The 15537-nt window shown below is 56.5% G+C and carries 14 protein-coding genes; 13 read left to right on the forward strand and 1 reads right to left on the reverse strand.

Annotated features, from left to right (window positions below; translation table 11 throughout):
- Positions 1 to 11: 11 nt before the first annotated feature.
- From FGO67_RS10600 to FGO67_RS10655, 12 genes are all read left to right on the forward strand, one after another.
- Positions 12 to 2075, forward strand: a complete 2064-nt coding sequence (locus tag FGO67_RS10600) for a VWA domain-containing protein (protein ID WP_203300665.1) — start codon at positions 12 to 14, stop codon at positions 2073 to 2075.
- Positions 2076 to 2093: 18 nt separating this feature from the next.
- A complete protein-coding gene (locus FGO67_RS10605) occupies positions 2094 to 2936 on the forward strand; it encodes an AAA family ATPase (protein ID WP_203300666.1) in 843 nt (280 codons plus the stop codon).
- 22 nt (positions 2937 to 2958) lie between these two features.
- Complete coding sequence (locus tag FGO67_RS10610; protein ID WP_203300667.1) at positions 2959 to 4137, forward strand: vWA domain-containing protein; 1179 nt, start codon at positions 2959 to 2961, stop codon at positions 4135 to 4137.
- 513 nt (positions 4138 to 4650) lie between these two features.
- Positions 4651 to 5025: an AraC family transcriptional regulator gene (locus tag FGO67_RS10615; RefSeq protein WP_238942330.1), complete on the forward strand. Its 375-nt coding sequence runs from the start codon at positions 4651 to 4653 to the stop codon at positions 5023 to 5025.
- A gap of 6 nt (positions 5026 to 5031) precedes the next feature.
- Entirely contained in the window at positions 5032 to 6684 is a 1653-nt protein-coding gene (locus FGO67_RS10620) for a tetratricopeptide repeat protein (protein WP_203300668.1), read from the forward strand.
- Positions 6681 to 9485, forward strand: a complete 2805-nt coding sequence (locus FGO67_RS10625) for a tetratricopeptide repeat protein (RefSeq protein WP_203300669.1) — start codon at positions 6681 to 6683, stop codon at positions 9483 to 9485. The genes FGO67_RS10620 and FGO67_RS10625 overlap by 4 nt, the downstream gene beginning before the upstream one ends.
- The gene (locus tag FGO67_RS10630) at positions 9485 to 9955 is read left to right on the forward strand and encodes a tetratricopeptide repeat protein (RefSeq protein ID WP_203300670.1); all 471 of its coding nucleotides are present in this window, start codon (positions 9485 to 9487) and stop codon (positions 9953 to 9955) included. The genes FGO67_RS10625 and FGO67_RS10630 overlap by 1 nt, the downstream gene beginning before the upstream one ends.
- Positions 9956 to 10327: a hypothetical protein gene (locus tag FGO67_RS10635; protein ID WP_203300671.1), complete on the forward strand. Its 372-nt coding sequence runs from the start codon at positions 9956 to 9958 to the stop codon at positions 10325 to 10327.
- A 28-nt stretch (positions 10328 to 10355) separates the two neighbouring features.
- Entirely contained in the window at positions 10356 to 11003 is a 648-nt protein-coding gene (locus tag FGO67_RS10640; protein ID WP_203300672.1) for a MotA/TolQ/ExbB proton channel family protein, read from the forward strand.
- A 46-nt stretch (positions 11004 to 11049) separates the two neighbouring features.
- Positions 11050 to 11580 (forward strand): biopolymer transporter ExbD, encoded by a 531-nt coding sequence (locus tag FGO67_RS10645; RefSeq protein WP_203300673.1) that lies wholly within the window; start codon positions 11050 to 11052, stop codon positions 11578 to 11580.
- Positions 11577 to 12065: an ExbD/TolR family protein gene (locus tag FGO67_RS10650; protein ID WP_203300674.1), complete on the forward strand. Its 489-nt coding sequence runs from the start codon at positions 11577 to 11579 to the stop codon at positions 12063 to 12065. Before FGO67_RS10645 ends, FGO67_RS10650 begins: the two co-directional genes overlap by 4 nt.
- Positions 12058 to 13014, forward strand: a complete 957-nt coding sequence (locus FGO67_RS10655; RefSeq protein ID WP_203300675.1) for an AgmX/PglI C-terminal domain-containing protein — start codon at positions 12058 to 12060, stop codon at positions 13012 to 13014. Before FGO67_RS10650 ends, FGO67_RS10655 begins: the two co-directional genes overlap by 8 nt.
- 8 nt (positions 13015 to 13022) lie before the next feature.
- On the opposite strand, the gene FGO67_RS10660 is transcribed toward FGO67_RS10655, so the two are convergent.
- Positions 13023 to 13508: a MaoC/PaaZ C-terminal domain-containing protein gene (locus FGO67_RS10660; protein ID WP_203300676.1), complete on the reverse strand. Its 486-nt coding sequence runs from the start codon at positions 13506 to 13508 to the stop codon at positions 13023 to 13025.
- Between the two features lie 186 nt (positions 13509 to 13694).
- On the opposite strand from FGO67_RS10660, the gene FGO67_RS10665 reads away from it, so the two are divergent.
- Positions 13695 to 15371 (forward strand): AMP-binding protein, encoded by a 1677-nt coding sequence (locus FGO67_RS10665; protein WP_203300677.1) that lies wholly within the window; start codon positions 13695 to 13697, stop codon positions 15369 to 15371.
- The last annotated feature ends 166 nt before the right edge of the window (positions 15372 to 15537 follow it).

A 15537-nucleotide genomic window follows, 5' to 3' on the forward strand; every position in this document is an offset into this window, starting at 1 on the left:
TGAACGCGACTATGTCCAGATTGCAAACGTTGATGTTCGTTTTTGCCATGGTGCTCCCTGCTGTGGTGCAGGCGCAGCAAGCCCCGGAGTTGGTCCTTGCTGACAAATCCGATGTCCGCATCATCGTGGACATCTCTGGTTCGATGAAAGGCAACGACCCTGACAACTTGCGTCAGCCTGCGGTAAGGCTGCTGGCTGAGATGCTGCCGGAAGGTTCAATGGCCGGGCTCTGGACCTTCGGCCAATACGTCAACATGCTGGTGCCTCATCGTGAGGTGACTGAAGAATGGCGGTCCGTGGCCAGGGACAAGTCAACCCAGATCAATTCGGTTGCCCTCAGAACCAACCTTGGCAAAGCCATCGAAGTGGCGGGCGACGGCTATTACACGGGCGGCGTGCTCGAAAACACCCACTTCATTTTGCTGACCGATGGCAAAGTCGACGTGTCGAACGATAGTGGCAAGAATCAGCAGGAAGAACGCCGGATTCTTGAGACTCTTGTCCCCGAACTGGCCCAACAGGGCGCCACTTTCCACCCCATCGCACTTTCCGCCGAAGCGGACGCCGAGTTCTTGAGACAACTGGCCCTTCAATCTGGTGGCCGTTTCCAAATTGCGGATACTGCCGAGGCCCTCAGTCGGGCATTTCTGGAAGCATTGAACGCAGCAGTCCCGCAGGAACAGATTCCAATCGAAGGGGATGGCTTTACCGTCGATGAAGGCGTCTCCGAGTTCACCGCTCTGGTTTTCTGGGGCGAGCAGGAAACTCGGGATACCCGAAAGCTGACACTTGAGAAGCCCGATGGCAGCTCGGTGGCGCTTACGAGCCTTCCGGAAAACGTGCGTTGGACTCGGGAAGCGGGTTATGACCTGATGACCATCACCAAGCCAATGTCAGGCCGGTGGCGTATTGCAGGTGAACTGGGTGAGGGCAGTCGCGTGACAGTGGTCAGTGATCTGCGAATGGCGGTGAGCCCGGTACCAGCGGGATTTTCCGAAGAAACGCCCATTGATCTGAATATCGCATTCTATGAGGAAGGCGAAAAGATTACAGACCCGGAGTTTTTGCAGGTTCTTGATATTAAAGTCCGTGTGATTTCCGAGGATGGCCGTAGTGGGACCAAGGACTTATCGGCTGAGCCTCCGGTAGATGGAATGTTCACTGACACCATTGGTCGGCTACCCCAGGATGGGATTTACCAGATCGAGGTAGTTGCCGATGGGCAGACCTTCGGTCGGAAATTCAGCACGACCACTGTGTTCAGGGCCGTCTCGCCGGCGCCGGATCAGCCTCCGGGTGATCTGGAACAAGCCGACGTTGCGGTAACCGACGAAGCTGAAGCTGGGTCTCCGCCGGAACCCATGCCCGAGGAGTCAACGCCCGAGCCGAATTTGGTGGCAGAGCCTGCAAGCGGTAATGAAATTGTCAGTCCGATTGACGTCAGTGAAGTTGAAACACCAGAGCTTGCGGAAGCTCCGGAGACGGAAGCCGAGCCCATAGAAACCGGGGACGCTACTAACAGCACTCAAAGCGCGTCACCGATGCCCGTGTGGGTGTTCGGCGCTGGTGCTGGCGGCTTGGGCCTGCTGGCCCTGGTCTGGCTGGCCTTGAGGAAAAAGCAGGCCAAAGCCTCCGAAAATACTGACGCTGCCGAGGCGGACGAACCCGTGCCGTTGGAACCTGAAGAGCTCGAGGCGCCGGAAGAGAAACCGGAAGCAGCCGTGGCCAGCGAGGTTGAAGACGAAGAGGCCTCTGATGACATTCCTGAGGTAACGGAAGAACTGGACACTGCGAACGATCCCGCAACCCCAGAGACAGATGTCGATGAGGTGCCTGACGAGGAGATCCCGATCGCAGAGAGTGTGGTGCCGCAGGAAGTCGGCGACGAAGAAGAAAGTGGAGAACCGGTCGAGGAACCGATCCTGCAGGACGCCGAAAGCGATGAGGACGAATTTGGGCTGGATGACTTTGATCTGTCCGAGTTCGACGATCTTCCAGGCCACAGTGATCTTGATTCTGATGAATCGGATGAGCAGCCCAAGCCTGACTCCGATGACCAGGGCCAGAAAAAGTAACCAACAGGAACTAACGCGATGAAGTTTACCGGTACTGACAAGTACGTAGCCACCGATGACCTGCAAATGGCTGTGAATGCGGCGATTTCGCTCCAGCGTCCGCTGCTGATCAAAGGCGAGCCCGGCACCGGCAAGACCTTGCTGGCGGAGGAAATGGCAGCCGCACTCGGCATGAAGTTGATTCCCTGGCACATCAAGTCGACCACCAAGGCCCAGCAGGGGCTTTATGAGTACGACGCGGTGTCCCGCCTGCGCGATTCCCAGCTGGGTGACGAAAAGGTCAAGGACATCAGCAACTACATTGTCAAAGGCAAGCTGTGGGAAGCGTTCGATGCGGATGAGCAGGTCGTGCTGCTGATTGACGAAATCGACAAGGCCGACATTGAATTCCCGAACGACCTCCTGCTGGAACTGGACCGGATGGAATTCTATGTCTACGAAACCCAGCAGTTCGTGAAGGCCAAGCAACGCCCGATCGTGGTGATCACCAGCAACAACGAAAAGGAACTGCCCGACGCGTTCCTGCGCCGGTGTTTTTTCCACTACATCAGCTTCCCGGATCACGAAACCATGCAGGACATCGTGGATGTTCACTTCCCGGGCTTGCAGCAGCAAATTGTCCGTGATGCCATAGAAGTGTTCTTCGACGTGCGCAAGGTTCCTGGATTGAAGAAAAAGCCGTCGACGTCGGAACTGATCGACTGGCTGAAACTGCTGATGGCGGACGAATTGTCTGCCAAAATGCTTCAAGAGAAAGACACCAGTTCAGCATTGCCGCCGTTGTACGGTGCTCTGGTCAAGAACGAGCAGGATGTTCACCTGCTGCAGAAGCTGGCCTTCATGGCCCGTCGTCGCAGCTGATACTCAGCAAGAGTCTCGTTTTATGTTGATTGATTTTTTTCTCGAAGTTCGGCGTGCAAAGGTGCCCGCCAGCCTGCGTGAGTTTCTGGACCTCCTGGAGGCGCTGCAGAATCGGCTGGCGTTTGCCGACATGGAAGAGTTCTATTACCTGGCACGCCTGTGTCTGGTGAAGGACGAGCGCCACTTCGATAAGTTTGACCGCGCGTTCAAGGCTTACTTTGAGGGTATCGAGAACCTTGAAGACCTCATGGAAATGCTGATTCCGGACGATTGGTTGCGTGCCGAATTCGAGAAGCACCTGTCCGAGGAGGACAAGGCAAAGATAGACACTCTGGGGGGGCTTGAAGAGCTGATCGAGACCTTCAAGAAGCGGATGGAAGAGCAGAACGAACGCCATGCCGGTGGCAACAAGTGGATTGGAACCGGAGGAACCTCCCCGTTCGGTGCCGATGGTTACAACCCGGAAGGGTTCCGTATCGGCCAGAAAAATGGTCGCCACGGCAGAGCCGTCAAAGTGTGGGAAAAGCGCGCTTTCAAGGACCTTGATGACAGCATCACCCTCGGGATTCGCAACATCAAGGTAGCGCTGCGTCGCCTGCGCAAGTTTGCCCGCCAGGGTGCTGCGGACCAGCTTGATATGGACGATACCATTCGTTCAACAGCTCGAAACGCCGGTTATCTTGATCTGAAGATGGTCCCGGAGCGGCATAATTCTGTGAAGGTTCTGATCTTCTTTGATGTGGGCGGCTCTATGGACCCGCACGTGCGGGTTTGTGAAGAGCTGTTCTCGGCGGCCCGGCTCGAGTTCAAGCACATGGAGTATTTCTACTTCCATAACTTCGTCTACGAGAGCGTCTGGACCAACAACATTCGGCGAATGAACGAGACGACGAGTACCTGGGATATCCTTCACAAGTATTCGCCGGACTACAAAGTGATCTTCGTCGGCGATGCAACCATGGCGCCCTATGAAATCTCCCATCCCGGTGGTTCCATAGAGCACTGGAACGAGGAGGCGGGCGCCACCTGGTTTCAGCGCATATCGGAACATTTCCGCAAGGTAGTCTGGCTGAATCCGCTACCGGAAAGTTACTGGGGCAATGGCGGTTCTCTGGGTATGGCCAAGCAACTGGTGAATGATCACATGTATCCGCTCACCATCGACGGTCTCGAATCGGCCATGAAGCATCTGAGTAAGTAAAAAAAAGCCGATGCGGTTGAGAGCATCGGCAAAGCTCGGCATATCAAGCGGGGGTGCCCTGAAAGGCGTCCCCGCTTTTTTTCTATACGCAAATTAGGGGCCACCCAGGAAAAACGGCTATTAAACAGCCAGCTAACATGGCCAACTGACTTACCGTCCTCTAGCACCTCGATCGTCACTCCTGTCACTGTTAAAAATTCCGACACCGTAAGTTTCATTTTTGGACTTTTCCAATTGGTGATCTGGATACCGTTCTTGCGAGTTACCGAGTGTTACGCTTCCTGTCAGCTTGTAACAGGAAAAGGCCCTCACCAGGACGGCAGGAGGAAAAACGGCATTATGTTGGGCACAAAACCAATAAGACGGCGCCGGATACACCCAACACTTGGGATGCTTCTCGGGTTCTCTTTTTCTCTACCTCTGCTGCCGTCGGCAGCCCTTGGGTCAGACATCGACCATGCCATTGACCAGCTCAGAGCAGAGGTTTCTGAACATTCGGCACGAGTGTTTGCTTTGGAACAGCGGCTGCTGCACCCGGCTGATAGTCGCCTGTCAGTTTTTCTGACGCTGGGTAGTCCGGATGCCTTGGGGCTTGATTCGATTGAGCTGTTCGTCAATGGCAAACCGGTGGTGTCTCATCTATACACCGCGCGGGAGCAGGAGGCTTTGAAGGAAGGCGGGGTTCAGCAGCTGTTTGTTGGCAATCTGCCGAACGGTAGCCATGCGCTGAAAGCGGTAGTCACGGCTCGATCGGGCAATGACCGTTTCGTGCGTCGGGAATCGAGCTACCGTTTTCAGAAGCGTCCGGGGAGTGTGCAGCTTCAGATGACTCTGGAAGCCAAAGCGCCGGATTTTGAACCTCGTGTGTCGTTTCTTGAGTGGAAGTAAGCACCCATGATGTTCCGTACGTTCTCGTCCCTGAATTTCGTTTTCTCTATGGTGTTGCTGAGTGCTGTTCCGTCTTTGGCGGTTCCGGCAACTGGCCAGGCATCGGAAAAGCTCAACGAGGGATTGGTCCGTTTTGGCGTGACGACGGGTGAGCTTGCACCGGTATCAGAGCTTTCAGAGCAGCTCAAGGGAGAGTCCGCAGAGTTTCTCCGAGCACAGGTGCTCATGAGTACGGGAAAAACGGCCGAGGGTATTGAGGCCCTGAAACAGGTGGTTGAGGGCCAGTATCACCGCGCTGAAGCCGCGCTCTTGCTGGGTCGTTATCAGGCGGCTCAAGGTGAGATTACAGAAGCCAGGCAATGGCTTGAACTTGCGGTGCGTGTTGGCTTTGGAGAAACACGGCAGGAGGCTGGCTACTGGCTGGCCGAGCTGGAGCTGGAATCAGACAGGTCCGAGAAAGCCGGGCAGGTACTGGCAAAGATGGAGGCAGGATTCTGGGCCGCCAACGGGTATTTGAATCTGTCCAGCGAATACGCTCGCTCCGATCTGAATCCCACCCGAGCGCTAGTGGCTTTGCGAGTCGCGATGGCCATGGCGGAAAGGGATTTGAATGCGGATCGAAAGGACCATTTGTTGAATCGCCTTCGGGTTCGGGCTGGTTACCTGGCCTTGCAGAATGGCGAACCCGACAAGGCAATCGGGTTTTTGGAAAAAGTCTCCCTAGAGTCCGACAGTACGCCCCACGCCCTGTACCTGCATGGGCTGGCACTTGCTAAAAAGGGCAATCATCGCGCCTCAATGCAAAGCTGGCATCGAGCCAAAAAATTCCCGCTGGCGTTTTCCGGTGTGGCGGATGCCTGGATTGCCATGGGGCGCGGATTCGATCTGTCCGGCTACTTGGGGCAGGCCGGCGAGGCCTATGTTGCGGCCAATGCCGCCTTTGAGAGCGAACGCGTTACCCTGCGCAAGCTGGCTACCGGAATACGCGAGCAGGGCGCCTACAAGTCCTTGGTTGAAGATTCACGGGCATCCGATCTCGAGTGGTTCCTGGCAGACAGCCGAACGCTGACTCAGCCAAGAATGGCCTATCTACTGGATTTTATGGCGCAGCCTGAGGCCCAAAGGGCTGTGCGCCGAGTGGCCGCGCTGAGGGAGCTAGGCCAGGGCCTGGAAAAGCAGCAAAGGGATCTCGGCATATTTGCTCAGTCATTGGCCGATCAGTTGGTATTGCTTGATGCCCAGGGTGATGGCGAGGCCACTGAGCGTCGCGAGCGCCAAATGACATTGGCTCGGCGGCTGGAGGAGCTAACCACGGAGCCGCTGGATGCTGCTCAGGCAGAGGTCCTTCGCAATGTCTCGGAAACCCTCTCAGCCTCCGCCGACAACCTGCAAAAACTTAAGGGCCGAGTTAGCGCTCGACCGTTCACAATCCGAAAGCAGCTGGATCAAACTCGAACACTGAGGAATCAGACTGAGCGGCTGTCGGCTCAGAGCTTTTTCCTGGCGCAGCAGGCCGAGAAACACCTGGATCAATTGGCGCTGGAATACGTCAGTGAGCAGGACAATGAAATGGCTAATGCTATCGATAAAACCGCACAACAGATCGCCCACCTCTATGAATACCTGGCGCTGGAAAACCTTGCGGAGGCGATTCAATGAGACGGTTCGTTTGCGCGCTAATGTCTTCATTGCTGATGCCGCTGCCGACGGCGGGCCAGGAGTCTTTTCGGGTCGAGCTCGGTCGCGACGGCGAGACCATTGCCGATATGCGTCCGGTGTATCTCAAGTTCGAATCCAGGCCGATGCCGGCCATTTCCCCGGCGGAAGTCGCCCGCCGGTATCAGCAATTGTTCCGGTCGTCTGATGAGCCAGCTGTGCGGATTGACGCGCTCAACCGCCTAACCAATATCCGCGATCGCACTGGCCAGGACCTGGGTTTTTCACCCGAAGAAGAAGAGCGTGTCTATGGTGAGGTTCTCAGCAGTTACGAAGCCATACTTGGGCAGGGTTCATTCGGAGGTCGCCTTGACGAATTGCTATACCAGATGGCCAAGGCTTATGCACTCACCGGGCAGTCGGAACAATCTGTAGATCGGCTTAAACAACTGGTGGGCCTTTATCCCCAGTCCCCACTCGTGCCGGAGGCCCGTTTCCGGATTGCAGAATCAGACTTTTCCGCCGGTCGATTCGCTGAGGCAGAGACCGGCTATCGGGCCCTGATAAACGGCGAACACGCCGGTGCTCTCATTGCCAAAGCTCAATACATGCTGGGATGGAGTCAGTTCAAGCAAGGCCCGTCTGCCTGGGAGCGCGCGGGCCTTACGTTTCTGTCCGTTCTAAACGAATTCCTTCCGGACGCTCATAGCCTTCAGAATCCACAGACATCGGCGGTCGACGCCATTGATGACACATTCCGGGCCCTGGCCCTGATGGCTGCACGGAAAGAGGGGCCGGATACGTTGGCTGCCTGGCTTAAAGCAGAAGCACCGCGACACTGGGCGTATCTGTTATTCGACCGGCTTGCTGATTTCTATGCGGTTCAAGGCGATTACGAGGCAAGCGTTGCCACCAACAAGTGGTTTGTCCGTTCTCATCCGAACCATCCCAAGAACCCTGCGTTCATGGCCCAGATTGCCGCTGTGTGGGAGCGGGCCGGAAAACCTGACGCAGTTCGTGCCGCAAAGGCAGATTATATTGCGATGTATGCGGCCCCATCGAGTTATCAGGGATTGTCTGAGCCGGACCAGGCGAGGTGGCAGTCGTACAGTCGGACGCTCGCCGATTTCCACTACAACCAAGGAACCCTGGCCTTCGCCAAAAACGATAAGGTTCGGGCTCAGGGCGCGTTTTCCGCAGCCGCTAGCTACTATGAATCCCTGGCATCACGCGCTGGGTCCGCGGGTCAGCTATTTCGCCTTGCCGGTGATGCGCGGTTGCAGGCGGGGCAATATCTCCGGGCGTTGTCGGACTATCAGCGGGCGGCCTATCAAACTGACCATTACCCAGAGGCGGCCGATGCCGGCTGGGCGGCCCTGGTCCTGCTGCGCGATGGTCTCGAGGCCGACCGTCGAACTACCGAGTTCCGGCCTGACTTGGCAACGGTCTCTGTCGAGTCTGACCGATTTGAACAGAGCTTTCCTGACGATTCTCGCCTTTCCGGTCTTACTGCCGATCTGGCTTCCCGGTGGTTGGCATCAGGCAATCTGGAATCGGCACTGACCTATGCAGGCCGGACTGCCACCAACGCCAAAGCCTCTGCTGAGGAACGCTACGCCGCCTGGTTGGTGATTGCCAAGGCGCGCCAGAGCCGGCGGGAATATGCTTTGGCTGAACGGGCCTGGAAGCAGGTATTGCAGGAAATGCCGGAATCGAACAAGAACGATTCGGAGGGGAATGCAAAACAACAGCTGGCAGGGGCCATTTACCGTCAGGGCGAAGCGGCTAATGCGCGCGGCGACCTGACCAGTGCGGTCGAGCATTTCACCCGAATAGAGGCAGTTTTGCCAGGATCGGAAATTGCCATCAAAGGGCGCTTTGATGCCGCCAACTCGTTGCTGAAAGCGGGCCGGTGGGCGCTGGCCATCGAACAGCTCCGCCTTTTCCGCACCAGATTTTCCGACCATGAACTGGCGGCTGGAATCAGCGACAAGCTGGTCCATGCTTACGTGGCCTCGGATCAGCCTGTTCAGGCCGCCAATGAATTGCTCGGCGCCGCGTCGACCGCGGCCGAGCCTTGGCCCCTGCAATTAAAAGCCGCCGAGCTTTTCCACCTGGCCGGCGATCAGGGCAACCGCGACCGGCTCTACTTGAGTTACCTGAAGACCAATCCGAGCGCTGAAGACGCCGAACAGCACCTTCAACTTCAAACCATGCGGCATCGGTTAATCAATTCCGGTGAACCGACCGGTAATCTTCGGTCGGCTATGGTGGCAAGTGAATTAGCCAGTCCGTGGCACTCTGAAGAGTCCCTGGCCTGGTCAGCCCGGGCTGCCTTGGTGCTCGGTGCCAGGGATGCCGCGATCTTTACCTCGATCCCCCTTAGCCAGCCACTGGCTGACTCGCTGGATCGAAAACAGCGCGCCCTGGAGAGTGCCCGAATGCGATTTCTTGAGGCTGAGCAGCTGGGAGGGGAGGCCGTGCGCTCGGAGACGCTGTTCCGTCGTGCCGAACTTTACCGGGTTTTTGCTCAGGACCTGATGACGTCGTCGGTTCCGGCAGACCTGAACGAACTTGAGGCCATGCAGTATCAAATGTTGCTGGAGGAAGAGGCGTTCCCCTTTGAGGAAAAAGCAATTGCCCTGCACTCCGACAATCATCGTCGAGTGACAGACCACGGTTACGATGGCTGGATTGGCAAGAGCCTGGGCGTTCTGGCTCAACTCAACCCTGGACGTTATAGCCGTGCCGTGCGGTGGATGACGTGGAAAGACCAAAATGCGTCGAGTGGAGGGCCGGGCTGATGGGTGGCAGAAGTGAGGTTTGCGCCCTGTTGTTTGGTGTGTGCTTGGCCGTGTTAGCGGGCTGCTCTGGCCCGGTGGTTAAGCCGCAGGCACAAGTCGATCCCGCTCTGGCCGCGACTCTGGCAGAGCAGGGTAGGCAAGCGTTGGAGCAGGGCAATGCGGGGGCAGCCAAGCGTGCGTGGCGCCAGGCAGTAGATTTAAATCCCGCAGATCCTGTGGTGGTAAACAATTTGGCGCTGCTGTTGGTCGAGGATCGCAGCTTCGCGGAAGCCACGTCACTGCTGGAGCGTGGGCTGGAGCATTCACCCAGGGTTGCGGAGCTTCATTACAACCTCGGGGTGATTGCCGAGCTGTATCTCCTCGATCTTCAGAAAGCACTGGTGCATTACCGGCGTTACCGAGAGCTTTCTGAAGCGGAAGATCAGGCAGTGGCCGGCTGGATTGCTGACCTCGAACGGAGGCTGGACTGAATGAATGAAATCAGCGGGTGGGCAGCAACGGTTAGGCGATTGGTACCTAGCCTGGTCGCGGTCTTTTTCGCTCTTACTGCTCACGCTTCATTGGCCTCGGCACCGGGCCAGAGTCCCGAAGAGCAGGGCATAAACCTAAACGTGGAGGGGCTGTCGGCGCGCATTGGCGAGGATAATCCGCGTGTGCTCTATATTCTGCCTTGGCAGGCGCCCACCTTGCCGCGCCGGCCACGGGAAGAGCTACAGGATCAGTTTCCGACGCTGACTCAACCTGTGGATCCGGTCATTTTTGAGGGTCATCGGCTGTTTCGCGAATCTCTCAATCCATCGCTTCTGAGCCCCAATGAGGGCTCGGTAATAACAACACAATAACCACGCAGTAATCACGGAGAGCAGACACATGCTGGACACGATGGTTCGATTTTTTCAGGAAGGTGGGCCGTTTATGTATCCCATCGCGGTGGTGCTCGCCATTGGGCTTGCGATCACCCTCGAGCGCTTCTTTTACCTTGCCTCGGTTCGACGCAGAAACCGTGTGGCCTTTGAGCGTGGGATCTTACCGCTGCTGCAGAAACGTGATTACCAGCGTGCGATGAAGGCCGCCAGTAATTCTGACAGCGCCATTGCCGCCATCATGGGTGCAGGCATTGCGCGCTTGCTGAACCACAGCCGGCGCGAGGATATCGAATACGCGATGGAAGAAGGGCTGATGGAGGTATTGCCTCGCCTGGAAAAACGCACCCAATACCTGGCCACCCTTGCGAACATTGCCACCTTGCTGGGTCTGCTGGGCACGATTATTGGCCTGATTGCTGCGTTTACCGCGGTCGCGGCAGCCGACCCTTCGCAGAAGGCAAGCCTGCTGTCAGAGAGTATTTCGATCGCGATGAACACCACGGCATTTGGCCTTATGTCGGCTATTCCTCTGTTGATGTTTCATGCGGTGCTGCAAACCCGGACCAACGAAATTGTCGACAGCTTCGAAATGGCAGGCGTCAAATTGTTGAATATCATCTCGGATCAACGCAGCCAAACCGCCCTGGCTTAATTCAGGAATAGTTCTGACATGGCTATCACCTCATGAGTAAGTGTGTATGAGACGCCGACATCGAAGAATGGCTGCTTCACCAGATCTGGACATTACGCCGTTCATGAATCTGATGATTGTGCTGGTCCCGGTTTTGCTGCTGGGCATGGTTTTCAGCCAGGTGCGCATGATTGAGCTCAACTTTCCCGGTCTAGACACGGTGGGTTCAGGGGAGGCTCAGGAACTCAGGCTGGTGGTTACGCTAATTCCGGCTGGGCTCCAGGTTGCTGACAGTGAGCGCGGCGTCATCGTGGCATTGCCAGCGAATAACAACGAGCAGGATTTCGGCGGCTTGAGGCAGGTATTAAAGGAAATAAAGCGCCGTGCCCCCAATAAGACCGACGTCATTCTGGAGGTGGGAGCGGATATCGATTACCAGACACTGGTGCACGCCATGGATACGGTGCGTTCGTACCCGGCCGTTGTTGCCGCGAGTGTGGTTGAAGGCGAGCTCTTCCCCGATGTTGCGTTGATGGATGCGCCGGCAGATCGACAGCTCGCCGATGCTGGCGGTGTTGCGGCCAGGGAGGGCGTATGAAATCGTCACGCAGAGCAGGAAGAATTCGGCGTCATTACGGTCGAATGCACCGGGCAGGGGGGCTCAATCTGGTTTCTCTGATGGACATTTTTACCATCCTTGTTTTCTTCCTGATGGTTAACTCGTCCGACGTCACAGTGATGAAGAACACGGCCGATGTCGCTTTGCCCAAATCCACGGCCGAGCAAGAGGCTGCTGACTCCTTGGTGGTTCAGGTGGCCAGCGGTGTGATCCTGGTTCAAGGCCGTGAGGTTGCCCGGCTGGATGGGATCGAAGTGAGCGACGTTCACATCGCAGGCTTGGCGGACGAGCTCGCGTTCCGCCGTCAGCGGCAATCTGCCGTGCCTGAAGCAGGCTTCCAGGTGACCATCATGGCCGGGCGGGATACCAACTACCGGCTGTTGCGCAAAATCATGCAAACCTGTGTTGACCAGCAATTCCGGCAGGTCCGCTTGGCCGTTGAGGCGGAGGTGCACAATGGCTGACCTTCGCCAGTGGAGCGCAGCCAGTGGCGAGCTGCCTTGGAGTTCCGCCGCCAGAGAAGATCGCCAGTTCGCTATTATAGCCGCACTGGTCGCCGTTATTTTCCTTCCTGTTTCACTCTGGATTCCCTCCCTTCACGTTCCCGAGATTGAACGTTCCGAGGCTGAACAGGTTCCACCACAACTGGCTCGTTTGGTGGATCGGCCAAAACCGATTGTGGCTCCTGAACCCAAACCGCCGGAACCAGAACCCGTCACTAAAGAAGAGCCGGTTCCTGAAGCCCAACCAAAACCCGCGGTTGAAAAGCCTGCGCCTGAACCGGCGCCTAAACCTGAACCCGTTGCTGCCAAGCGTCAGACTGCGGAGCAGGCGCGGGAAAAGGCTTCCCGTTCCGGTTTGCTTGCCATGAAGGACCGGCTCGCCTCCTTAAGGACGCCAGCTGTAAGTGAATCTGAGGGGCTGCGAGCAAACACCCGTGCTGAAATGGCAGCGCAGAACATCAAACCCGCATCGGAAGTTTTTCAGGGTAGTGGTGGCGTGACGGATTCTGCGACACCTCAGGCTCAGGTTGCGGTGCAGGGGCACCGGGTGAAGGAGGTCAAGGCTGTGGCAAAGCCAGTATCCAAGGTGGCCAGGCAGGTCCGGCCAGAATCGTCGGTGGGTGAGCGGGCCATGAGTAACATACGCAAAGTCTTTGACGCCCAGAAAACCGCACTTTATTCCTTGTATCGCCGTGAGTTGAGGCAAGACCCAACGCTCGAGGGCCAACTCCTGCTGGAGCTGATCATCGAGCCTGATGGCTCAGTATCGGCCTGTCAGGTCGTCAGTTCGGAATTGGGTAACCCACCGTTGGAGCAGCGTATCGCCATGCGAGTCCGGCTGTTCAACTTTGGCGCAGATGATGTGGAAACCAGAAAAGTCCGGTTTCCCATCGATTTCCTTCCGGGGTAGACGGCTAATCAGCCCTCAATGGTGATTTTGGGGAGGCGAGGTTTGTTCAAGGACACCTTTTCGGTGGGGGCAATCACCCGGGCCTCACCAGTGACTACCCGCTGGTTGTTCTGGTTGCGCACGTCGCACTTGAAGACGACACGGTTTTGCGCCTCTTTGCGCAGCACGTGGAGCGTGACGGTGAGGGTATCATCCAGTTTAACCGGGCGTTTGAACGACAGGCTCTGTTCCAAATAGACAGTGCCCGGGCCAGGCATAACGGTTGCCAGTGCAGCGGAAATGAGTGATCCACTCCACATTCCGTGCGCGACGCGTTCCTTGAACATGGATTCGGCGGCATATTCGGAATCAAGGTGGACCGGATTCAAATCTCCGGTTACCGCCGCAAACAACACCAACTCGTCCTCAGAAAGGGTTTTTACATAGGTGGCGCTGTCGCCTTCGTTTAGCTCGTTGTAGGTGATGTTTTCCAGGGTATCCAGAATATCGCTCATCGTGTGCTCCGGACGAATTCGATTCGAGTACAAGTGTTTAGGCTTGCTCCCTGAAAACTACCTCATCGTTCACAAAACTGCTATTCTCTCCCCACTTTTTTGACTCTGATACTTTTGTAGGGTTGATTTTGATCAGCGTTGCACAAGTGGATTATTACAATCAGAAATGCCAAACAGGAGATGGTGATGGATTTCGAGCAGTTCTATCAGGATAAATACCCTGCCGGCGTACCTCGTGAGGTCGACCTGAACAAGTACAGCAGCATGGTTGACGTATTCGACCAGTCCGTTAAGAAACACGCGGACCGTCCTGCCTTTAGTGCTGTTGGCGCGACTCTCACCTACCGTGATCTGGACACCCAGAGCCGCAACTTTGCGGCGTGGCTGCAAAATAAGACGGACCTGAAACCCGGCGATCGCATTGCCGTCCAGATGCCGAACGTTAGTCAATATCCTGTTGTGGTATTCGGTGCCATGCGCGCCGGTTTGATTGTGGTGAACACCAATCCTCTGTACACCACCCGCGAAATGGAGCACCAGTTCAACGATTCGGGTGCCAAGGCGCTGGTGGTATTGGCCAACATGGCTGAGAACGCTGAGAAGGTCCTGCCGCATACCGGTATTGAACACGTGATTGTTACTGAGATTGCGGACATGCATTCGCCGATCAAGCGGACGCTGCTGAACGCCGTGATTAAGCACGTGAAGAAGATGGTGCCTCCTTTCAATATCCCCGGCGCCCATAAATTGCCGGCGGTACTGAGCGCTGGCGCACGTGAGAAATTTACGCCGGTTGAGTGCAAGAAAGACGACATTGCTGTGCTGCAGTACACCGGTGGCACCACCGGGGTGGCCAAAGGGGCAATGCTGACCCACGGCAACCTGGTGGCAAACCTGCTGCAAACCCGCCCGATGATGGGCGATATCGTGGTCGAAGGTCAGGAAGTAGTGATCGCGCCTCTGCCGCTGTATCACATCTATTCCTTCACTTTGAACTGCGGCATCATGCTGGAAGCCGGTGCGCACAACGTGCTGATCCCGAACCCGCGTGACATTCCAGGCTTTGTTAAAGAGCTCAAGAACCACAAGTTCTCGGCGTTCCTTGGCCTGAACACCCTGTTCGTGGCTCTGTGCAACAACGAAGAGTTCCGGAACCTGGACTTCAGCAGCCTCAAGCTGACATCGTCCGGTGGCATGGCCCTGACCAGCGATACTGCGAAGATGTGGGAGAAGGTTACCGGTTGCGAAATTTCTGAAGGCTACGGTATGACCGAAACCTCACCGGTGGTGACTTTCAATCCCCACGTTGCCATCCAGCTGGGTACCATTGGCCTGCCGATTCCTTCTACCGTAATCAAAACCATTGATGACGACGGCAACGAGACGCCGGTCGGTGAGCCGGGCGAACTTTGCGTCAAGGGGCCGCAGGTAATGCGTGGCTACTGGCAGCGCCCGGAAGACACCCAGAAGTCGTTCACCGACGATGGATTCCTTAAAACCGGTGATGTTGCACTGGTCCAAGAAGACGGTTACATCCGTATCGTTGACCGTAAGAAGGACATGATCATCGTGTCCGGCTTCAACGTGTTCCCGAACGAGATCGAAGACGTGGTAAGCAGCCACCCGAAAGTGGTTGAGTGTGCCGCAGTTGGTATTCCTGACCCCAAGAGTGGTGAAGCGGTGAAGGTATACCTGGTGGCAACGGCTGAAGGTGTCAGCGCGAATGAGCTGAAGGAATTCTGTCGCGAGCGTCTGACGGCGTACAAAGTGCCCAAGCATTTTGAGTTCCGCGAGGAATTGCCCAAGACCAACGTCGGCAAGATACTGCGTCGCGAATTGCGCGACGAAGCCAACGCCAGTTAACTGGCCAGGGCACCACTGGTGTCCGGCCCCGTTCATCGGGGCAGGTGTGAATACAAACCCCGCTTCGGCGGGGTTTTCCATTTTTAAGCGTATGGCTTTCCCGATAGACTGTCGCCAAGCCAGTAACCGATACCGATTGAGAACGACTCCCTATTGCGATGACAAA

Origin of the sequence: Marinobacter sediminum, assembly GCF_016820575.1 — a bacterium.
Lineage (GTDB): Bacteria > Pseudomonadota > Gammaproteobacteria > Pseudomonadales > Oleiphilaceae > Marinobacter > Marinobacter sediminum.